This is a genomic window from Streptomyces sp. 3N207 (assembly GCF_052246355.1).
GTDB lineage: Bacteria > Actinomycetota > Actinomycetes > Streptomycetales > Streptomycetaceae > Streptomyces.
In genome coordinates this window covers 1-20,304 of sequence record NZ_JBQQBV010000042.1, presented here as the reverse complement: position 1 = coordinate 20,304, position 20,304 = coordinate 1, and the positions used below count along the sequence as shown (strand labels likewise).

The following is a 20,304-nucleotide window of genomic DNA, read 5'->3' as shown; positions in this document are numbered from 1 at the left end:
TCAGCGGGCAGCGGCGGCGATGTCGACCGCGTGCCGTGCGTTGCGGCCGATCACCTCAAACGCTCCCTCGATCAGCTGGGCCGCGGTGGCGATCCAGGTGCCGCCGCACGCGGCCACCTGAGGCCGGCTCAGATAGTCGGGAAGGTTGTGGGGAGTCACACCGCCTGTCGGCATGAACTGGGCTCCGCCGTACGGCGCGGCCATGGCGTCCAGAAGCCGCAGCCCTCCCGACGCCTCGGCCGGGAAGTACTTCAGCAGCGGCAGCCCTCTGGCGAGGCCGGCCTCGACACCTGTCGGGCTGTTGACGCCCGGCACAACGGGGACCTGCCGCTCCAGGCAGTAGTCCACGACGTCCGGGTTGAATCCGGGTGCCACCACGAACTGGGCACCCGCGTCCAGGGCGCGGTCCACGGTCCGGCGGTCGAGCACCGTACCGGCGCCGACCAGCAGCCCGGGGTGGCGGGAGCGCAGCGCCGCGATCCCCTCCGCAGCCGCGGGGGTGCGGAAAGCGATCTCGGCGACCGGCAATCCCGCCTCGGCAAGCGTCTCGCCGAGCGGGTCGGCGCTGTGCACGTCGGGGAGGCTGACGACTGGGACGACACGGACGCGGCGCAGCTCGTCGAGGAGTTCGTGGGAGTTCATCGGACCTCCTTGGCGGTGGCGTCACGCACGGTGGCGTCGCGCGTGGTGAGGGCGTAGGCAGAGCCGACGCTGGGCACGGTCCAGGACAGTGCGGAGGGTCGGTCACGCAGCTGATCGCGAGCGCGATCCGGGTCGACGGTGTTGAAGTCGAACAGCCCGAAGTGGTGGCACAGCAGGTTCGGGATCCCGGCGCGCTCACACAGCCCGGCAGCCTCGGCGACGGTGAAATTGCCGGGGACACCGTTTTGGGTGCGATAGGTGTCGCGCCCGTTGACCGGCAGCAGCGCGAGATCGATGTCCCGGTCGCGCAGCAGCTCCGCCTGTCCGTCGTAGGGCACGCAGTCACCCGAGTGGTAGACGCGGATCCCGCCGATGGTGAGCACATATCCGAGGAAGCGGTGATCGCCCCTCTCGTCCTGCTGGAGCTGCTCGTGCGCTGCGGGAACCGGCTCGACGGCGATGCCGTCCAGCTCGATGTGCTCGCCCGCGGTGGTGCCGGTCAGTCTGCCGGCGGGCACGCCGCGCTCCAGTGCCCGCGCGCTCTCGGCGCGCGGCACCACGTAGCGGCAGTCGTTGTGCGGACGCAGGGCACGGATGGTGCCCGGATCCATATGGTCGGTGTGGCCGTGGGTGCACAGGACCGCGGTGACGCCTCGGATGGTGTCGGGTGCCACCGGTGCGGGATGCATCCGAATATGCGGGAAGAGCCTGCCGCGGTACTTGTCGGCGAGTGTGTCGGACAGATACGGGTCGATGAGGACCAGCACATCGCGGTGGCGCAGCGCGAACCCTGCCTGGCCGAGCCACCAGAGCGTCAACTCGTCCGGTCGGGTCCCCGCCGGCGCGGGAAAGGCGCCCGAGGCGGCCTCGCCCGGCACCTGGCGCAGCAGCCTGGTCGGCCGGGCACCGGTATGGGCAGCGGGGTGGCCGTTGGGGTTCATGACGTCTCGTCAGTTCGCGGACGGGCGGGTGCGGAGGGTGCCGCGCGTCCCGTGGAGTCCGGCTCCGAGGACGACGCCGCCTGCTGCCCGTCCTGGCCCAGCTCCGCCGGGTCCAGCGCCCCGGTCATGAGCGCTACGGCATCCGGCATCGAGATCTCGGAGGTCTCCACCAGCGCGGCACGCCGGCCCAGCCGCTGGATGTGGATGCGGTCTGCGATGTCGAAGACATGCGGCATGTCGTGGCTGATCAGAATGACTGGTACTCCCCTGCCGCGGATTTCGCGGATGAGGTCGAGTACTCGTTGGGATTCCCGCACGCCGAGCGCTGCGGTTGGCTCGTCCATGATGATCACTCGGCTGCCGAAGCAGGCGGCACGCGCGACGGCGACGCCCTGGCGCTGCCCACCGGAGAGGCTCTCCACCGGCTGGGCGAAGTTCTGGATGGTCAGCAGCCCCAGGGAAGTGAGCAGTTCGCGGGTGTCCTCCCGCATGCGCTTCTTGTCCAGCAGGCGCAGCACGCTGCCGAGCGGCCCTGGCCGGCGGAGTTCGCGTCCGAGGAAGAGGTTGGCGGGGATGTCCCGTGAGGGGGCGACGGCCAGATTCTGGTAGACGGTTTCCACGCCGTGTGACCGCGCCTCCAGCGGGGTGCGGAACCGCACCGGCTCTTCGAAGAGGCGGATCTCTCCCTCGTCCGGGACCTCGGCGCCGGAGAGGCACTTGATGAGGGTGGACTTTCCGGCGCCGTTGTCGCCGATGACGGCCAGGACCTCTCCCGGACGCAGGTCGACGTCGACGCCGGCGAGGGCTGTGACGTGTCCGTAGCGCTTGACGAGGCCGCGCGCCTCCAGGGCCGGCGCGGCGGTGAGGGTGTTGCCGGGGTTCATGCTGCCACCTTCCGGATCCACTGGTCGGCTGCGACCGCGGCGATCACCAGGATGCCCACGGTGAAGACCTGCCACAGGACGTCCACTCCGGCCAGGGCGAGACCGCTGCTGAAGACGCCCACGATGAGGGAGCCGAGGAGGGTGCCCAGCACATGGCCGCGTCCGCCGAAGAGGCTGGTGCCGCCGATCACGACGGCGGTGATGGACTGGAGGTTGAGGTTCTCGCCCGTATGCGGGCTGATCGAGCCGATCCGGCCGATGAGGAACCAGGAGGCGATGCCGCAGATCAGACCGGCCACGATGTAGACGCTCAGCCGTACCCGGCCGGTGCGGATCCCGCTGAGGCGGGCGCCCTCAGGGTCGTCGCCCACCGCGTGCACATGGGCGCCCCACGCGGTGCCCCGCAGCAGATAGGCGACGGCAGCGAAGCAGCCGACCATCATCAGCGAGCTGTATGTGATGTCGGTGCCCAGGATGTCGATGGAGCGGCCCGGCCAGCTCAGCAGGTCCGGCACATCCTGGGCCCGGACCGTTTCGCTCTTCGAGTAGAGGAGGGTGAGCGAGGAGAAGACGCTGAGGGTGCCGAGTGTGGCGATGAAGGGCGGTATTCGGAATCGGTTGACCAGGGTGCCGTTGATGCCGCCGCACAGTCCGGCGGTGACGACGCCGAGCAGCAGGGCCACCGGGACGGGCAGGTCGTTGTCCACCGCCATCTTTCCCATCACCACCGATGAGAGGACGGTGATGGCGCCGACCGACAGGTCGATTCCGGCGGTGAGCACGATCAGCGTCTGCGCGATGCCGACCATGCCGATGATCTGCACCTGCTGGACGATGAGCGACAGATTCAGGGGCGCGCTGAATCGGGGGCCCACCCAGAGGGTGAAGAACAGCGATGCGAGTACGAGGACGATGAGTGGTCCGAGCAGCGGCTTCGAGTGCAGGGCCGCCTGCGCATGGGCGAGCAGGCCGTCGCGGCCGGATCTGTGGGTCAGTGGGCGGGCTGCGCTTGGGGAGACGGTGTCGTGTGCCACGGTCAACTCCGGGGGAGGGAGGGACGGATGTTGAGGGGACCCGGCGGGGCGTCCGGGCCGGGGCGGGTGGGACACTGATTACAGACAGCGATTACGGAGCCGAGGAGCGTCAGCCCCAGCAGTGCGTGAGGCCCCAGTCGGTCTTCTTCGAGGCGAGGCCCGAGACAGGGGTGTCCGTGATGAGCGTGGCGCCGGTGTTGATGAAGTCCCGCCCTGGTGAGGTGGAGGGCTTGCGACCGTGCTTGGCGTAGGCGTCCACGGCACTGACGCCGTCGGCGGCCATCTTCAGGGGGAACTGCATCGAGGTGGCGCCGATCACCCCGGCTTGGACGTTCTTCACGCCGGGACAGCCGCCGTCGACGGACACGATGGTGATGGCCTTCTGCTTCCCGGCCGCCTTGATGGCCTCGTAGGCCCCGGCTGCGGCCGGCTCATTGACGGTGTAGACGAGGTTGATGGAGGGGTCGCGCTGGAGGAGCTTCTCCATGCCGCTTCGGCCGCCCTCCTCGTTGGCCTCGGACACCTCGTGGCCGACGATCCGCGGATCGTGCTCGTCACCGATCCGTCCGGGGTCGCGGACGTCGACGCCGAAGCCCTGTAGAAAGCCTTGATCCCGCTGAACGTCGACTTCGACATGGTCGGGGCTGATGTCCAGGAGGGCGATGCGCGGCCGTCTGTCCCCCATCCGATGCTTGGCCCACTGGCCGATCAGCCGGCCCGCGAGTCTGTTGTCGGTGGAGAATGTGGCATCGACGGCGGAGGCCGGGTCCGTGGGTGAGTCCAGGGCGATGACCATGACTCCGGCCCTTCGTGCCCGGTTGATGGCGGGGACGATGGAACTGGAGTCCGCGGGGGTGATGAGGATGCCCTTGGCTCCGGCAGCCATCAAGTTCTCAATGGCTTGGACCTGCGATTCGTTGTCGGTCTGGCCCTTGCCGGAGAAGGTCCGCAGCTCTGCGCCGAGCTCTCGCGCCCGCTTCTGGGCGCCCTCGCGCATCTTCACGTAGTAGGGGTTGTCGTTGGTCTTGGTGATCAGACCTACGAGGGTCTTGTCGCCGGCGCCCCGACCGCTGATGCCACCCCACCCGCATCCGCTGAGCAGCAGGCTGAGACCGAGGCCCGCAGACGAGGCCGCGAGCGCACGGCGACGGAGCTGAGTTCGGTGTGCCATGAGGTTGCCTTTCCTCGATGCCTTACAGCGCCGTACAGGGGAAGCGCCTGGTGAGCCGACCCGGCCGGATACGTCAGAGCGAGGGTCCCGGGCGTGGTGTGCTCGCCTGACGCGCCTTCCCCGAGCGGTGGTATGGCGGGCCGGTGGGCGTCGAGACAGGACCGTCGCAGAAGTTTCGAGCTGGCGTCAATGATGTCGAAGAAATTTCGCAGACGAAATTTCTTCTTTCGATCTTGACTCTCGTCGAAATTACTACCATCCTGGGAGATGTGGACGCACTCTCCCTGAGCGCCACCTCCGATCAGGCCCTCCGGCCCGCTGCGGAACCGGAAAGGAGCACTGAAGATGACCGGGATCACCGCACCGACAGATGTCGTGCCCCGCGCTGCCCCCCACACCGGGGACACCGCCCGGAGCAGGCATCCCCGAACCGTCTCGCCCGGTGTCCCTGGTGCTCTGCCCGACACCCGGCAGGAGCTGGCTCTGGACCTGGCGACCACCGACCCGGTCAGCCCGGGATACGCGCGCCGAGCCACCGCTGACGCACTGCGCAGCTGGGGCGTCGCGGAGAGCGAGTCCGACGAGATCGTCCTGATGGCGCACGAACTGGTCACCAATGCCGTCGAGCACGCCCGTGGCCCGGTGCGGCTGCGGCTGCGGCTGAGTCGCGAACACTGTGTGATCTGCGACGTCGGGGACGGCAGCCGCGAGACCCCCCGACTGCGCCAGACCGGACCCGATGCCGAGAGCGGCCGGGGGCTCACCCTCGTGGACGCGCTCTCCGACTCCTTCGGCACCCGGCCCACACCCACCGGGAAGATCACCTGGTTCCGCCGCAGCGTCTGCGCCCCCATGCCGACGGCAGCGCACGTCGTCGCACCGGCGACGGCCTGACCCGCTTTCCCTCACCGCCGGTCCGGTGCACCCGTTCCGCTCAGGGAGTGGCCGACATACGGACTGCCATGGCGTGTTCGACGAGGGTGATGACGACGCCCTCGCTGGTCTCACGGCCCGTGGGTGCCGATATTCCCGACGTGCCCGACGTTCCGGTACTCGCGCGGCGTGACGCCGAATAACCGGCGGAACATACGGGCGAAGACCGTGGGATTCTCGATGCCGACCGACCTGGCGACCGCTGCGATCGGGCGACGGCGCATCCGGGGGTCCGCCAGGGTCCGGCGCGCCTCCTCCAGACGGGTATGACGGATGAATGTGGCCGGCGACGTGCCACTTTCCCGGAAGACGAGTTCGACGTAACGCACCGAGACCCCGAAGGCGGCCGCCACCGTCTTGGACGACAGATCCAGCTCGGCCAGATGGCGCTGTATAAAGTCCCGCATGCGCAGGAACTGGGCCCGGTGGCCGACGAGTCCGTTCACCGCTCCCTGGTCGGACACCTCGTCGGCCCGCAGCACGGAGAACAACAGCTCGCTCACCGTATGCCCGAGCTCGGGGAGCACTTCAGGGCTCAGCTCTCCGCGGTTGGCGCGGATCTCGTCAACCGTGGCCCGCAGCACGCGCAGCACCGGGTTCTCGGCCGCGATACGCCGCCCGACACGTTCGCTGCTGACCGGCACAGCCCGCGCCACATCGGCGCGCGGCAGCATGAGCACCATGTGATGGGCGAACTCGTCGGCACTGAGCTGGAACGGAGCCGTGCTGTCGAGCAGTACCGCATCCCCCCCGGCGCAGTGGAGAGCGGACGTCTCCCACAAATGACGAACTGGACTCCTGAGCAATCGACAGCAGTTAGAAGGCGTCCTGCGCGCCATCGATCATCCTGGGGGCCCGCACCACACGCACCGGATCCGAGGCCGCCTCGGTCACGGTGACGAATCCCAGGTCGAGTTGGTGCGTCCAGCCCAGGTAGTCGGTGCTCTCCCGCGTGCTGCGGAGCGGGAACGCATCGAGCTCCACAAGGCATTGGCGCAGCATCCCCCGCCAGGAGTCGACGTCGGATGACACGCCACCGCCCTCGGGGTGCCGCCTTGCGCCCCTGGGGGCATGCCCATGGCAATCGTCCTCCCCGACAGCGGGTTCCGGCTCCGGATGGTGCGCGACTGCCCGCGCTCCCCAGCGTCGGTTGTGGACGGTGGGAGCGCGGGCAGTCGAGAAATGTACAGACCGGATATGCGCAGGTCGATCCCCGGTGCCATTCGGCTATCGCTTCGGGGCGAACAGCTACGGCTTGGGGCTGAGCAGTGCTTCGCGGGCTTCGGCCTCGATTCCTGCGGCGTCGAGTCGGTAGTGGGCGTACAGGCGGGTTGGCGGGCCGATGAGGCTGTACTGGTCCCGGATTCCATGGCGGTGCAGCCGGGCCGGTATGCCGTGCTCAGTGAGGACTTCGGCCACTGCGCCGCCGAGGCCGCCGAGGGTGTTGTGTTCCTCTACGGTCATCAGCTTCCGGGAGCGCTGTGCGGCTTTGAGTACGGCGTCCTCGTCCAGCGGCTTGATGGTGTGCATGTCGAGGACCCCGACGCTGTGGCCGTCGGCATTGAGGCGGGCGGCGGCTTCCAGGGTGGGGTGGACCATGGAGCCGGTGGCGATGAGTGTGAGGTCGTCTCCCGTGCTGTGTTCAATGGCTTTGCCGACCTCCAGGGTGGTGCCGGCGGGGTAGACATCGGGGTCGCGTCCGCGGCCGATGCGGAAGTAGACCGGGCCCGGGTGGTCGACCGTGGCGCGCAGGGCCGCGGTCAGGGCCGCGGTGTCGGCCGGTGCGATGACGGTGAGCCCGGCGATGCTGCGGGTGACGGCCAGGTCTTCGGTCGCATGGTGGGAGGTTCCGTAGAAGCCCAGGGTGATGCCGGTGTGGTGGCCGATCAGCCGTACCGGCTGCTGGGTGTAGGCGACGTCGGTGCGGATCTGTTCGCAGGCCAGCAGCGCCATGAAGGAAGCGAAAGTCGCCACGTAGGGCTTCAGCCCTGTGGTGGCCAGGCCAGCCGCGGTGGAGACCATGTGCTGTTCGGAGATTCCGAACTGGATGTACTTGTCCGGGTGCCGTTCCTGAAAGCGCACCAGGCCGTTGGAGTACTTCAAGTCGGCGGTGCCCACGACCACAGGGTGGCCCTCGTCCGCCAGATCGGCGAGGGTTCCTCCCAGGGCCTGGAGGCCGGGGGCTTGTTCCAGCAGGCTCACCAGGTGCCAGGATTCCGGCTGCAGGCCGGGGGCGACGCTCACTTGACCCCCCGCAGTTCCGCCAGTGCGTTGGCCTCGTCCTGCTCTGCCAGCCAGCCCAGATGCCATCCGAACTCCGATTCCATATAGGAAATCCCCTTTCCCTTGACGGTGTTGGCCACCACCACGGCAGGACGGTCGCGCTCCGAGTCCTCAGCCAGCGAACGCAGCAGAGGCAGCAGGGCGCTCACGTCGTGCCCGTCGACCTCGTGGGCCTGCCATCCGAAGGCCCGCCACTTCTCCAGCAGGGGCTCGATACCGGTCACGCCGCCGATACGGCCGTCGAGCGAGTGGTCATTGCGGTCCACGATGGCCACCACCCGTCCCAGACCGTGGTGCGCGGCGCCCAGAGCCGCCTCCCACACCTGCCCCTCGTGCAGTTCCCCGTCGCCCAGCAGGACGAATGTGGTGTAGGGGCGCTGCTGAAGGCGGCCGGCAAGCGCCATGCCGGTTCCGGCTGACAGCGCGTGGCCCAGCGATCCGGAGCTGAAGTCGATCCCCGGAATACGGGTCATATCCGGGTGGTCGCCGAAGGCGTTGCCCAGCCGGGTGTACTCGTCCAGCTCCGCCGCATCGAAGAAGTCATAGTCGGCCAGCAGCGGATACAGCGTGGCCGCCGCATGCCCCTTCCCGAACAGAAAGCGGTCGCGGTCGGGCCAGTCCGGCTCGCCCCGCCGCAGGTTCATCACCCCGTAGTACAGCGTCGCCAGAATCTCCGCGCACGAGAAGCCGGACGCGTAGTGCCCCGTCTTCGCGATCGAGATCAGCCGCACGGTCTCCAGCCGGGCGAACAGCGCCCGTTCCTCGATGTGCTCGATCAATTGGCTGTCCACCGGCCCAGCCGGCGTCAGTGCAGTCATTCGGTGTCTCTCCCAGTCAGTAGGGCCAGTCGGCAGCCCGATGGGCGGGCGCTGTCGGTGCTGGCGGTGAGCCCCATCGGTGGCACGGCCCGGCACCGTCCGTGCCACCAGATAGAAGTTACCATCCACTGGACAGAGTGTCCATGACGTGAGAATGTCTCCGTGGCTGGGGTCACACCCCCGCTGACATGGGTCTTTTCCCGAGGCCATCAGAGAGAGAAGCCGTCAGAGAAAGGGGAGATGTGATGGCCGTCCCCGACGCCCACACACCCGCCGCCGAGCGGCAGCCACGGGCTTCGCGGCACCGCCGTCAGAGCCTGGCCCGGGTCACCTCCGCACGGCAGGTCGAGCTGATCGAGCGGGACCTCGACGGTCCACCGCCCGGCGAGGTCCTGGTCCGGGTCGGCGAAGTCGGCGTGTGCGGCAGCGACCTGAAGATGTGGGCGGGTGAACACGCCGTGATCACACCGCCGTTGACCCTCGGGCACGAGGCATGGGGGGTCGTGGAGGAACACGCCCCGCACGACGGTGCCTCCAGTTCCGGACCCCTCGCCCCGGGCACACCTGTGGTCCTCTTTCCTCCGACCGGCTGCGGCACCTGCCACAACTGCGCACGAGGGCGGGAGCCGCTGTGTGTGCGGATGCGTTTTGTCGGCGGCCAGGCCGAGGGCGCCATGGCCCGTTATCTGACCGTGCCGCCGCGCCAACTCCTGCCGATCGACCCCCGGGTACCGGAGGAACAGCGCGTACTGATCGAACCGCTGGCCGTGGCCGTGCACGCCGTGGGCCGCGCCCGCGCCCAGGCGGACGACCAGGCGCTCGTGATCGGCGCGGGTCCCATCGGCGTCTTCTGCGCGCTCGTACTGATCGCCGAGGGCGTCGGCCATGTGGTGGTGACCGACCGGGACCCGCTCCGGCTCGACCTGGCCCGGAGGCTCGGCCTCCCGCGCTGTGTGCGGATCTCGGACGAGCAGCCGGTTCCCGCAGAAGGAGATGCAGAAGGGGAAGAGGGTATTCGTACCGAGGGTGCCGATGTGGTGCTGGACTGCGTCGGTGCGCAGGCCACCACCAACCGGGCGCTGGCAGCGACCTGCCGAGGCGGCCGAACCGTGCTGGTGGGCATCAGCCCCACCGAACTGACCGTCGACGGCGTGGCGCTGCAGCGCGGCGAACGTGAACTCGTGGGCGTCCAGATGTATCAGCGCCAGGACTTCACCCGTGCGATGGACCTGCTTGCCCAAGGGCTCATCCCGGCCGTCGACGGCCTCAAGCGCACCCGGCCGCTCAGCCAGGCCGGGGAGTTGCTCACCGAACTCGCCCGAGGGCCGAGCCCGGCACTGAAGGAAACCCTGCTGCCGGACTGAGAGACGCGGGCCATAGGAGACCCCGCTCCCCTCCCCCGTTCCCGCCCCCCGTTCCTCGCTTGATTCCCCCATACCGCTTCATTCCTCGCCCCGAAGGAACCTTCCGAAGGACTCGAAGATGACACTCCCCTCCTCCACCACCCCAGCGTCGCCTTCCCCCGGCGCCGCCGCCACCAGCATGCGAAGAGTGGCCTGGGCGACGATGATCGGAACCGCCATCGAGTGGTACGACTTCTTCACCTACGGCATCGCGGCCGCTCTGGTCTTCAACACACTGTTCTTCCCCGTCGGCACCTCTCCGGTGGTAGGAACGCTGCTGGCGTTCAGCACCTACGCCGTGGGATTTGCCGCCCGGCCCCTCGGCGGGATCGTCTTCGCGCACTACGGGGACAAGGTCGGCCGCAAGTCCATGCTGGTGCTCTCGCTGCTGCTCATGGGCGGCAGCACCTTCTGTATCGGGCTGCTTCCCGGCTACCCCACCTGGGGTGTGGCCGCGCCGCTGCTCCTGGTGTTCCTGCGTATCGTGCAGGGCTTCGGGGTGGGCGGCGAATGGGGCGCGGCAGCGCTGATGGCGGTCGAGCACGCGCCGCCCAACCGTCGTGGTTTCTACGGAAGTTGGCCGCAGATGGGCGTGCCGGCCGGCATGCTCATCGCCAATCTAGCCTTCCTCGCACTGTCGCGCCCGCTGGGTGATGAGGCCTTCCAGTCGTGGGGCTGGCGCGTTCCCTTCCTCGCCTCGGCCGTGCTCATCGTGGTCGGGCTCGTCATCCGGCTGAGGGTCAGTGAGTCCCCGGTGTTCCGCACCATGAAGGACGAGGGACGGATCGAGCGCAGGCCGGTGATCGCCGTGCTCCGCGACCAGCCCAAGAACGTTCTGCGTGCCGCGGGCATGAGGTTCGCGGAGAACAGCACTTTCTACATCCACACCACCTTCGTGCTCACCTACGGCACGACGGCGCTCACTCTGGACCGCGACGGCCTGCTCATGGGCGTGATCATCTCGGCGGCGCTGGGCCTGATCAGCCTGCCCGTGTGGGGATGGGCGTCCGACCGGTTCGGACGGCGACCGGTCGTGCTCTTCGGCGCAGCTCTGCTCGCTGCCCTGTCCTGGCCCTACTTCTGGGCGCTCGACAGCGAGTCCCTGCCGATCATCTATCTCGTCACGATCGTGTGCATCAACGTCGGCAACCACGCGGTGTACGCGCCCCAACCCGCCTACTTCGCCGAGCTGTTCGAACCCGAGGTCCGCTACAGCGGCGCCTCCATCGGCTCGCAGGCGGCCAGCGTCTTCGCCGGCGGTCTGTCCCCGCTGATCGCCACAGCCCTGCTGGAGGTGGGCGGCGGCTACCACCTCATCGCCGTCTATATGACGGCAATGGCGCTGATCACCGTGTGCACGGCACTGCTCAGCCCCGACCCGTACGGCAAGGCCCTCGAGCGGGCCAAGTCACCCACACCGGCAGGCCACAGCCCCCGGTCCACCGAGCCCACCACGGAGACAACACATGGCTGACCCCGTCGTTCTGATCACCGGCGCCGCACAGGGCATCGGAGCCGCCACGGCCCGCGTTCTCGCGGAGCGCGGCTGGCGAGTCGTCGCCGCCGACCTCAAGGGCGACGCGGCCCAGGCCCAGGCCGAGGCCCTCGACGCGGTGTCTCCCGTGGAGGGGGGACACCTGGCCGTGGCCGTCGATGTCGCGGACGAAACCAGTGTCGCCGCGATGTTCGACGCCATCAGTGCACAGGCCGGCGGTCTCGACGCGCTGGTCAACGGCGCAGGGGTGATCTTCCGGCAGGCCGCCGAGGAGTTCGACAGTGCGCAGTGGACCCATCAGCTCACGGTCCACCTCACCGGGGCGATGCACTGCGCACGTGGGGCCTATCCCCTGCTGGCCCGCAGCGGCCGACCCAGTGTGGTCAACATCGGCTCCGTCGGCTCCACCTTCGGGCTCCCCGGCCGGCTCGGCTACGCCACCGCCAAGAGCGGAGTGCTGGGCCTCACCCGGACCCTGGCAGCCGAGTGGGGTTCTGCCGGCATCCGGGTCAACACCGTGGCCCCGGGATATGTGGCCACCGCGATGGTGCGCAGCGGTCTGGAGTCGGGGGCCCTCGACGAGGAGACGCTGATACGGCGTACGCCGATGCGACGGCTGGCCGAGCCCGTCGAGATCGCCACCACCATCGCCTTCCTGCTCTCCCCCGACGCCTCCTTCGTCCACGGTGCCACCCTCAGGGTCGACGGGGGCATCACGATCGACGGCACCTTCTGACCACGTCCTGACCACGATTCACCAAGGACATTCCATGGAACAGCAATTCTCCGGCGGGCTCGCGGACATGAGCGGGCGTACCGCCGTCGTCAGCGGGGCGAGCAGTGGAATCGGGCTCGCAGTCGCAAGGAGTTTCCTCCAGGCGGGCGCCACTGTTCACGGACTGGCCCGGCGTGGCCGTCTGATCGACGAACGGGCACGGGGCGCCGCACCCGAGGCGGACCGTCTGCACCACCACAGTGTCGACGTCGGCGATCCCGACGCCGTACGGGAGTGGGCACGGGGAATGAGCGATCCGGTGGACACCTTGGTGTGCGCCGCGGGGACCAACATTCCGGAGCGGCGGCTGGAGCAACTGACGCCCGAGGCGTGGGACTCCATGCTCGCGACCAATCTGAGCGGCACGTTCTATCTGCTGCACGCCCTGCTCCCCCGGCTGCGCGAGGCCCGCGGTGACGTGGTCGTCGTGTCGAGCGTGGCCGGGGCCTGGCCCGATCACACGGGCCCCGCCTATCAGGCCGCCAAGGCGGGGCTGCTGGGCCTGGCCCGGGGCGCAGGACGGGACGAGTACGGCAACCACATCCGAGTGTGCACCGTTCTGCCGGGCATCGTGAACACCTCCATCCTGGATGACCGGCCCGAGCCCCCGCCGCAGGAGCTTCGCGAGTTGTTCATCCAGCCGCAGGACATCGCCGAGGCGTGTCTGGGTGCTGTGACCCTCCCCAAGCGGGCCTGCATCGCCGAGATGACCATCGTGGCCACCGCGTTGCAGTCCATGGGCAACACCCAGGCGGCCACGCCTACGCTGCCGCAAGCGGCTGAGGGGAACACCCGGTCGGGCTGACATCCGAGTTGCGCCAGCAGCGTTACCACCCAGTAGAACAATTGTCCGCTGAGTGATATATTTACACGCGTGGCGCAAGATGGTGGATTGGCACTCGTCCGTAAGTCCGTTGAGGTTCTCGACCTGCTCGCCGCGAGAGGGGAGGCGACAGCAGCACAGCTCGCGGAGGAACTGGGCGAGCCCCGTAGCTCGGTCTACCGGCTGCTGTCGAGCCTCCAAGGTCTGGACATGGTGGAGGGCGGGAGCCGACGCGGCACCTTCCGGCTGGGCTTCCATCTGCTCAGCCTCGGCACCGCCGTGGTGGAGCGTTTCGACGAACGGCGCCTCGCACAGCCGGTGATGGAGCGCCTCCACGACGAGACCGGCGAGACGGTGTACCTGTGCGTCCGGCGCGGCCGTGAGGCAGTGTGCATCGAGCGGCTGGACGGCAGGCGGGTCCAGTCCCTCGCCCTGAAGCTCGGCGGTGCGCTGCCCTTGCACGCGGGCGCCGCCTCCCGCGTCCTGCTGGCCTTCCAGGACCGCGCTACCTGGTCCGAGTACCTTGAGCAGGGGCCCTTGGAGCAGTTCACCAAGTCGACTCCGGTCACGGCGGAGACGCTGGTCCCCGTGCTGGAGGAGACCCTCGGCAGCGGAATCTCGGTCAGCGACCAGGACGTCACGGTCGGTGTGGCCGCACTCGGCGTACCGATCCTGGACTACCGGGGGCAGGTGCGCGCCGCGCTGTCCGTGAGCGGGGTCAGGGAGGCGATCCTCGGCGCGGAAACGGCCGGACTGCGTGAGCAGTTGGTCGAGGCCGGACAGGAGATTTCGCGGGCGCTGGGCTGGAAGGCCGTCGCCGGAGCGGTGGCCGACTTCGGCTGACACCGCGCCGCGGCCTTTCCGCGCAATCCGTATCCCCTCCGACAGAATCAGGGACGACACAATCGAGGTCCGAGGGGTCGTACATGCAGGTCTCAATGGATGATCGCGGAGGTCGGCGGCCTTCGTCAGTGTTCGAGGTGCGTGGCGTCGGCGTGCTCCTGCTGGATGACCAGACGCGGATCGTTCGGGTGAACCACGAGGCCGAGGTGCTGCTGGCCCGGTCCGCTGAGGATCTGCTGGGCCAGGACTCTCACGACCACCTGCATCGTGATCGTCATGGGCATACGCTGCCCCGGAGCAGCTGCACCTTCCGGCAGGCCCTGCACAGCAGCCGGGCGGATCAGGGAGAGCTCGGGTGGTACGAGCGGGAATGGGACCCTGCTGCCGATCTCCTGGCTGATCACCCCCTGCCGGATCGCCGGGGACGCCGGAGACGCCGGAGACACTGACGGCGCGGTGATCGTCTTCCACGAGCGTGAATCCGCTACGGCCGCTGAGGCGTCCAGGGACCGGGGCCGACCGGATGCGGCCTTGCCGGAGCTGGAGCGTCTCGCGCTGTTGGCCGAGACCACCACAGCGCTCACTTCGACCCTGGATGTCCAGGAGGCGCTGCGGCGGCTCACACAGCTGGTGGTCCCCCGCCTCGCGGACTGGGTCGTGATCGATCTGATCTCTGATGGCGACGAGGTGTGGCGGACCTCTGTGGTGCACCATGAGGCCGGAGCCCTCGTCGCCCACGAGGAGTTGCAAGGCCGGATGCCTGCCGCTCCCCGCGACTCCATGATGCCCCTGTCGCGGGCACTGCGGGGGCGGCATCGACGCTGGCGGGGCCTGAGAACTATCAGGGGCGGCCGGATACCGATATCGCGGTCGCCCAGCAGCGGATGTTCGCGGCCACGGGCATGCACTCGGCTGCCATCGCGCCGATCCGGGGCGTGCGCGAGGTGCTGGGAGCGCTGACGCTGGGCAGTTCCGACCGGCCTGAACCATTCACCGACCTGCCGCTGCTGGAGGACATCGCACGCCGGGCAGGACTGTCGGTGGAGAACGCACGTTTGTACCAGCGGCAGCGGCGGGTCACCGAGACCATGCAGCGGCACCTGCTGCCTCAGTTGCCCCGCGTGCCGGGGCTGGAGATGGCGGCACGGTATCTGGCCGCGCCGGAAGGCTCCGAGGTGGGAGGCGACTGGTATGACGCCTTCCGCCTTCGGGACGACACGCTGGCCGTGGCCATCGGTGATGTCGTGGGCCATGACGCCGATGCCGCGGCTTCGATGGCGCAAGTCCGCAACATGCTGCGGGCCTACGCCTGGTCCTATGAGGAACCGCCCAGCGGCATCGTCGACCGGCTCGACCAGGCCGTGCAGCATATGGCGGAAGCGTCACTGGCCACGATGATCTTCGCCCGGGTCGAATGCGACAGTACGGACCACTGGACGGCCAGATCCAGGTCGGCGGAGGGCGCGACGACGGCCGCGTTGTTGCCGCCCAGCTCCAGCAGGCTGCGGCCGAAGCGGGCCGCGACGCGGGGGCCGACTTCCCTGCACATCCGCGTCGAGCCGGTCGCACTGACCAGGGCGACACGGCGGTCGTCCACCAGCTGCTCGCCGACAGTACGGTCACCCAGCAGCAGGCGGTGCACATCGCGGGGCGCGCCGACATCCTCGGCGGCGCGGGCCAGCAGCCGGTCGCAGGCCAGCGAGATCAGCGGAGTGAGCTCCGATGGCTTCCACACCACCGTGTCCCCGCACGCCAGAGCGACGGCGGTGTTCCACGACCACACCGCAGGTGGGAAGTTGAACGCGGAAATGACGCCGACCACGCCGAGCGGATGCCAGGTCTCGGCCAGGCGGTGCCCGGGGCGTTCGGAGGCGATGGTGCGGCCGTACAGCTGCCGGGACAGCCCGACGGCGAAGTCGCAGATGTCGATCATCTCCTGGACCTCGCCCAGGGCCTCGGAGCGGATCTTGCCCGCCTCGATGGTGACCAGGTCCGCGAGGTCGCTCTTGTGCTCACGCAGCAGCTCACCCAGCCGCCGCACCAGTTCCCCGCGCCGGGGAGCGGGCGTGCTGCCTCATCGCCCCCTGCGAGGGGTACCAACTACGTCGGTCTGCGTCGTAGTTGTAGGTCTCCTCAGCCACAACCGCAGCCACGGACAGTTCCCACCTGCGTCAAATCTGCCCGGAGCCGCTTGGTGCACTAGACTAGTTCGATCACTTGTTCCACGTTTGGGCACGCGGCACCAGCCGGGTCCGCCCCTCCACCGCCACTACGGCGCAAATGCGCCGGTCAGCGCCATGTGTGCGACCAGCCATGTTTTGTGGCTCCTGCCGGGGGCGCCAACCTGTGGTCAGCTCTGCCTGCGCATCGCAGCAGGTCAGCGCGGTGTATTGACGGTCAGCGGCGTTCGAGGTTGTGCGCCCCCTGGGAAGCGGCGGAGAGCCGAGCCGACCCAATCCCGTCCAGGCTGAGAAAAAACACAGGTCACGGCCCCTCATCCAGGGCTCGAAATGTGAGCGGCCAGCCACAGGTCCGAGCCCCACGGGGGCACCCAAAACATGGCTGGTCCTCCTCCAGGACCATGCGGCCCAGCGGCCATCGATCGGCGACGCGGACGGACAGCCTTCCACTGACACGGAAGCATCGCCATGGCCGACACGGTGACCAAGATGTTCCGGCAGGAGCCCATGCCTGCAGGCTCCTGCCGTGGGACCGTCGCGCGACTTGGCCTGCAGCACTCCCGCGCCTCGCCCGGGGAAGAACTGGGCCATGTCGAGACTGGCCGTGTCCGCACGCGCCCGGCTGCACGACTCCCGCCGAGAGCCCGCGGTCGCCATACAGTCACTCCTCGCTCACTTTGGGGTGCCGACGAACCGCTCCTGGTCCACAAGAAACTTCAGTGCCTCGCGGATCACGTTCAGCTGGCGCAGTCGCAGCTCCTCGCCCTCCGGGCCATCGACAACGACGTACCGGACATGAATGTAGGGCGGTGGTCCCCATCTGCCATGCCCCGGCGAACAGGGCGACTGGGCGTTTCTCCACTCGTCACGCCTTCGCCATCTCGCCCGCGTCCCGGCTTTCCTCCATCTCAGTCGAACTCGCGGATGGCGTCCACTCGGGGTAGTACCCTCGCTTCGCCAACGTCGCGGATTGTCGCGATCACGGGAGAAGATGCGACGCGCGCCGCCGCTTCGTTTGACGCTGTGTACGTCGCTGGGCCGCGGGACAAGTAGCCACGGTCGACAACGCCGGTGCCGTAGCGCACCGAACAGACGCTCCCCAACGCGGTGACCCGCGGATTCGTGTGCCGCGGTGAGCCACGGTGTCCACCGCAGCCAATGACCTCGTGCGCGCGGCACCGTGCGCATTCATGGCTCGCATCATGGGAGTCCTCGTCTCCCGACTCCTGCTGATCATCAGCTTCCTGTCCCTGCCCTACTTCCAGCTCTGGGCGATCCTCCTAATAGTGCCGCACGCCTTCATCATGGGGGCGTTGTGCGCTTACCGGCCCGAGACCCACGTCGGCAACCGATGAAGTGCGGCGGTGAAGGGCCGAGGGTGGGCCTCGGCGGGCAAAGGGCTGTGCAGTAGCTCCTCGCGCGTCACGGAGAGGCGCAGGAAATGTGCAGAGCAGAGATGACAGGGGTCATGGTTGCGAACAGCGCGCCCCGTCCAAGCGGCGAGCTCTTCGTGGGAGGCACCCGACAGCTGTGCCACCAGTTGCTCGACAGGCACCGATCGGCGGCCGGGATGGACGGTACGGTCACCGTCCCGGACCACCATCGCCAAACACCCCGCAGCACCCCGAACACCGGCGGCGGGCTCCGTCGCCGGAAGCCCCGGGCCATCGCCGCATCTCGCTGCCAGGTAGTCAGGTGAAACCAGCAATTGTCCAGCGAGCGTATGGACGACCAGCGGCGGCGACTAAGTGACGACGTGTCAGCGGATCCAGCGTAAGTCTAGCAAGCGGAACGGCAGCCGGAGTCGCCACTGATGGAGATCCCCGGCTGACCTGCACGTTTGCGAAAATTACCGGCCAGTGCTCTGGCAGGCACTAAACGTTGAAGCGGAACGTCGGTGGTCGGCCGACCGGTGGCGTTCAGGCTCGTGCCCACAGGTAGCCGTCCAGATGCCTCAAGAGGGCCTGGGCGATCAGGACAGCGGAGAGTGCGAACGCGCTGCAGTAGCTCCCCTTGGCAGCGTGGTGTGCGGCGAGGTGTCGGTCGAAGGTGGCCTGTTTCAGTGCGGGTCCGAATGTGTTCCTCAGCGACGTGATGAGCAGACAGGCGAGTACATGCCGGGTCTGGAGCGGCGGCTGTAGCCGTCGTACGTGGCGAGGGCACCGTTGAGCCTCTTGTGACTGCTCGGTCCGGTGAACTGGGCGCGAGCGAAGCGGCCTTTCAGCCAGTCATGACCGTGTTCACGCATGCAGGAGTCGAGGACATTGCCCAGCAGGGCCTGCGCAGCGGTGTCCTTGCCGTCTTCGAGCAAGCGACTGCCTCCTCAACGAGCTCCCGGTAGACGAGCAACTCGAGAGGGCGACGGGGAAAGTCTGGAGGAGGAGGTCAGGTGCTCGCCTTCGTGAATGACTCCTCTGGGAGAGCCTGATCGTCCGCACGGTAGGTGTAAGCCGCTTCCCGCACCGATTCGTTGCTCTCCCAGCCCGCCCCGACGGCCTCGCCGATGGTGGCCAGGGAGCTTGTCAGCCATACGAGTTCCCACTTGTCGCCGATCCGGACGGGATGTCCGAGCGTCTCGGAGAACAGCCCCGCCGGCACAAGAAGCAGAGACCCGAGCCATGTCAGGACCAGCAGAGTGCCGTAGAGGGAGAGGACGCCGATCGTGACCGTCGCCAAGGTCACAGTGTTGAAGAGGATCACCTGTTCGCGTGCCTCGGGCCGGGGACTGCGCTCCCACAACTGGGCGCCGATGATGAACGTGCAGGTCGTGGTAAGAACGGACGCAACGGTGATCAGGCCGAGACGCACTGCTCCCAGGTCGTCTCCGAGCCGCCAGATGTCGCTGGTGACCAGCGCCAGTGCGGCCGTCCCGACGGCGGTGACGGACGCACGAGTGAGGTGCATGCTGAGCTGCCATGGGCGATTGGCACGCAGCATTCCCACCAGGAGCCGCATGTTGCCCGCGGTGACCCGCGCCACCATGCGTACATCGGACTCGTCCGCTTCAATCTTGTGGCCGAGTTCCTTCACGCTACGCATTACCCGGCGAGGCGGACCGGAGCGGTGCACAACTCCGTGTTGATCCACCTCCGCCGCACTGACGTCCCCGATGAGGGCCGCGACGAGGCGGGTGACGGTCTCAGCGAGCCGCTGTCTGACCCCCATCGCGCCGAGCGCCGGCATCGACACCACGGCGACCCCGTGACTCGCGCTGGCGTGCGCGATGACGGGGCGGCGTGAAGTCGCGATCGGCAGGTCCGTCACCACGACCGCGAGATCCCAGCCTTCCCGGAGCAGCCGCTGTCGGCCCGCCGAGATGATCTCGGCCACGTCGGTTGGTGGCACGGCGAGCCGGTCGGGGACGACTTCGAACCTCCAACGCACATCGGGCACTCGGGAGGTCATCCGGCCGGAGAGCTCCGCCTCCATCCCACCGACGAACTCCGAGACCATCCCGGGTGAGGTCGCCACGCCGACGACAAGTTCGATCGTCTCGTCGCCGCCGTCATCCTCGACTGACTTGTCGGGAGTGTGCATCCGCCCAGCACACCAGCCCCTGCGGGACGAGTCGAGGACCCACCGGCCCGCCGGTCCGGTGTGTCGTCTCGCCGAGGCTCAGCCGGCTAGTTCGGGGCTGATGCAGGTTCGGGTGACAGGTTCGGTCACGCGGCTTGGAGGGCCGGTGTGGTCATGACGGTCTCGAATTCGACGGGTGTGAGCCGGCCGAGTGCGGCTTGTCTGCGGCGCCGGTGGTAGGTCCTCTCGATCCAGGACACGATCGCGGTCCGCAGTTCTTCACGGGTGGCCCAGGTCCGGCGGTCGAGGACGTTCTTCTGCAGCAGGCTGAAGAAAGACTCCATGGCCGCGTTGTCGCCGGCCGCCCCGACTCTCCCTATCGATCCGGCCATCCGGTGGTGGTCGAGGGCTCGGACGAACTTCCGGGACCGGAACTGCTTGGGTTCAACCAGTCGTCGCAACACTCCTGATCAGAGAGGTGTGTTGTGGGACGGCCAGCGGGTTGGATGACGGAGTTGACGGGGCGGTCACCGATGAATTCGCCGGGGCGGCCATCGACGCGG

18 protein-coding genes and 3 pseudogenes are annotated in these 20,304 nt (G+C 68.4%); 8 read left to right on the top strand and 13 right to left on the bottom strand.

The genetic code is table 11. From position 1 onward, the window contains the following. The 5 genes from eda to ACTWP9_RS35590 form a co-directional block, all read right to left on the bottom strand. Positions 1-642: a bifunctional 4-hydroxy-2-oxoglutarate aldolase/2-dehydro-3-deoxy-phosphogluconate aldolase gene (gene eda / locus ACTWP9_RS35610; protein WP_443250467.1), complete on the bottom strand. Its 642-nt coding sequence runs from the start codon at positions 640-642 to the stop codon at positions 1-3. After that, positions 639-1,583, bottom strand: a complete 945-nt coding sequence (locus ACTWP9_RS35605; RefSeq protein WP_443250466.1) for an MBL fold metallo-hydrolase — start codon at positions 1,581-1,583, stop codon at positions 639-641. The genes eda and ACTWP9_RS35605 overlap by 4 nt, the downstream gene beginning before the upstream one ends. After that, a complete protein-coding gene (locus ACTWP9_RS35600) occupies positions 1,580-2,467 on the bottom strand; it encodes an ATP-binding cassette domain-containing protein (protein ID WP_443250465.1) in 888 nt (295 codons plus the stop codon). Before ACTWP9_RS35600 ends, ACTWP9_RS35605 begins: the two co-directional genes overlap by 4 nt. Continuing rightward, positions 2,464-3,501 (bottom strand): ABC transporter permease, encoded by a 1,038-nt coding sequence (locus tag ACTWP9_RS35595; protein WP_443250464.1) that lies wholly within the window; start codon positions 3,499-3,501, stop codon positions 2,464-2,466. Before ACTWP9_RS35595 ends, ACTWP9_RS35600 begins: the two co-directional genes overlap by 4 nt. A 109-nt stretch (positions 3,502-3,610) precedes the next feature. Next, positions 3,611-4,672, bottom strand: coding sequence for a sugar ABC transporter substrate-binding protein (locus ACTWP9_RS35590; RefSeq protein WP_443250463.1), 1,062 nt, complete (start codon positions 4,670-4,672; stop codon positions 3,611-3,613). A 345-nt stretch (positions 4,673-5,017) separates the two neighbouring features. On the opposite strand from ACTWP9_RS35590, the gene ACTWP9_RS35585 reads away from it, so the two are divergent. Continuing rightward, positions 5,018-5,566 (top strand): ATP-binding protein, encoded by a 549-nt coding sequence (locus ACTWP9_RS35585; RefSeq protein WP_443250462.1) that lies wholly within the window; start codon positions 5,018-5,020, stop codon positions 5,564-5,566. Between the two features lie 110 nt (positions 5,567-5,676). Here ACTWP9_RS35585 and ACTWP9_RS35580 read toward each other — a convergent pair whose 3' ends face one another. The 4 genes from ACTWP9_RS35580 to ACTWP9_RS35565 all read right to left on the bottom strand — a co-directional run bounded on the left by ACTWP9_RS35580 (position 5,677) and on the right by ACTWP9_RS35565 (position 8,706). Beyond that, positions 5,677-6,387, bottom strand: coding sequence for a helix-turn-helix domain-containing protein (locus ACTWP9_RS35580; RefSeq protein WP_443250461.1), 711 nt, complete (start codon positions 6,385-6,387; stop codon positions 5,677-5,679). Between the two features lie 34 nt (positions 6,388-6,421). Beyond that, on the bottom strand, positions 6,422-6,637 hold the full coding sequence (locus tag ACTWP9_RS35575) for a hypothetical protein (RefSeq protein ID WP_443250460.1): 216 nt from the start codon (positions 6,635-6,637) through the stop codon (positions 6,422-6,424). 216 nt (positions 6,638-6,853) lie between these two features. After that, positions 6,854-7,849, bottom strand: a complete 996-nt coding sequence (locus ACTWP9_RS35570) for a transketolase family protein (RefSeq protein WP_443250459.1) — start codon at positions 7,847-7,849, stop codon at positions 6,854-6,856. Then, positions 7,846-8,706 carry a transketolase gene (locus tag ACTWP9_RS35565; protein WP_443250458.1) on the bottom strand — a complete coding sequence of 287 codons (861 nt, stop codon included), beginning with the start codon at positions 8,704-8,706 and terminating at the stop codon, positions 7,846-7,848. Before ACTWP9_RS35565 ends, ACTWP9_RS35570 begins: the two co-directional genes overlap by 4 nt. 245 nt (positions 8,707-8,951) lie before the next feature. On the opposite strand from ACTWP9_RS35565, the gene ACTWP9_RS35560 reads away from it, so the two are divergent. The 6 genes and pseudogenes from ACTWP9_RS35560 to ACTWP9_RS35535 form a co-directional block, all read left to right on the top strand. Then, complete coding sequence (locus ACTWP9_RS35560) at positions 8,952-10,070, top strand: zinc-dependent alcohol dehydrogenase (protein ID WP_443250457.1); 1,119 nt, start codon at positions 8,952-8,954, stop codon at positions 10,068-10,070. A 118-nt stretch (positions 10,071-10,188) separates the two neighbouring features. Continuing rightward, complete coding sequence (locus tag ACTWP9_RS35555) at positions 10,189-11,583, top strand: MFS transporter (protein ID WP_443250456.1); 1,395 nt, start codon at positions 10,189-10,191, stop codon at positions 11,581-11,583. Then, a complete protein-coding gene (locus ACTWP9_RS35550) occupies positions 11,576-12,340 on the top strand; it encodes an SDR family NAD(P)-dependent oxidoreductase (RefSeq protein ID WP_443250455.1) in 765 nt (254 codons plus the stop codon). The genes ACTWP9_RS35555 and ACTWP9_RS35550 overlap by 8 nt, the downstream gene beginning before the upstream one ends. A 34-nt stretch (positions 12,341-12,374) precedes the next feature. Further along, positions 12,375-13,184, top strand: coding sequence for an SDR family oxidoreductase (locus tag ACTWP9_RS35545; protein WP_443250454.1), 810 nt, complete (start codon positions 12,375-12,377; stop codon positions 13,182-13,184). 69 nt (positions 13,185-13,253) lie between these two features. Next, on the top strand, positions 13,254-14,045 hold the full coding sequence (locus tag ACTWP9_RS35540; RefSeq protein ID WP_443250453.1) for an IclR family transcriptional regulator: 792 nt from the start codon (positions 13,254-13,256) through the stop codon (positions 14,043-14,045). 83 nt (positions 14,046-14,128) lie between these two features. Further along, positions 14,129-15,481, top strand: a pseudogene (locus ACTWP9_RS35535) (SpoIIE family protein phosphatase); the annotation flags it as partial. On the opposite strand, the pseudogene ACTWP9_RS35530 reads toward ACTWP9_RS35535, so the two are convergent. After that, positions 15,468-16,116, bottom strand: a pseudogene (locus tag ACTWP9_RS35530) (aldehyde dehydrogenase family protein); the annotation flags it as partial. The pseudogenes ACTWP9_RS35535 and ACTWP9_RS35530 overlap by 14 nt on opposite strands. A 1,251-nt stretch (positions 16,117-17,367) precedes the next feature. On the opposite strand from ACTWP9_RS35530, the gene ACTWP9_RS35525 reads away from it, so the two are divergent. Beyond that, positions 17,368-17,580 (top strand): DUF7144 family membrane protein, encoded by a 213-nt coding sequence (locus ACTWP9_RS35525; protein WP_443250452.1) that lies wholly within the window; start codon positions 17,368-17,370, stop codon positions 17,578-17,580. Positions 17,581-18,308: 728 nt separating this feature from the next. Here ACTWP9_RS35525 and ACTWP9_RS35520 read toward each other — a convergent pair. From ACTWP9_RS35520 to ACTWP9_RS35510, 3 genes and pseudogenes are all read right to left on the bottom strand, one after another. Continuing rightward, positions 18,309-18,536 carry a hypothetical protein gene (locus ACTWP9_RS35520; RefSeq protein ID WP_443250451.1) on the bottom strand — a complete coding sequence of 76 codons (228 nt, stop codon included), beginning with the start codon at positions 18,534-18,536 and terminating at the stop codon, positions 18,309-18,311. A 74-nt stretch (positions 18,537-18,610) separates the two neighbouring features. Continuing rightward, positions 18,611-19,762, bottom strand: coding sequence for a hypothetical protein (locus ACTWP9_RS35515; RefSeq protein ID WP_443250450.1), 1,152 nt, complete (start codon positions 19,760-19,762; stop codon positions 18,611-18,613). Between the two features lie 125 nt (positions 19,763-19,887). After that, a pseudogene (locus tag ACTWP9_RS35510) lies at positions 19,888-20,178 on the bottom strand (IS3 family transposase); the annotation flags it as partial. Positions 20,179-20,304: the final 126 nt, after the last annotated feature.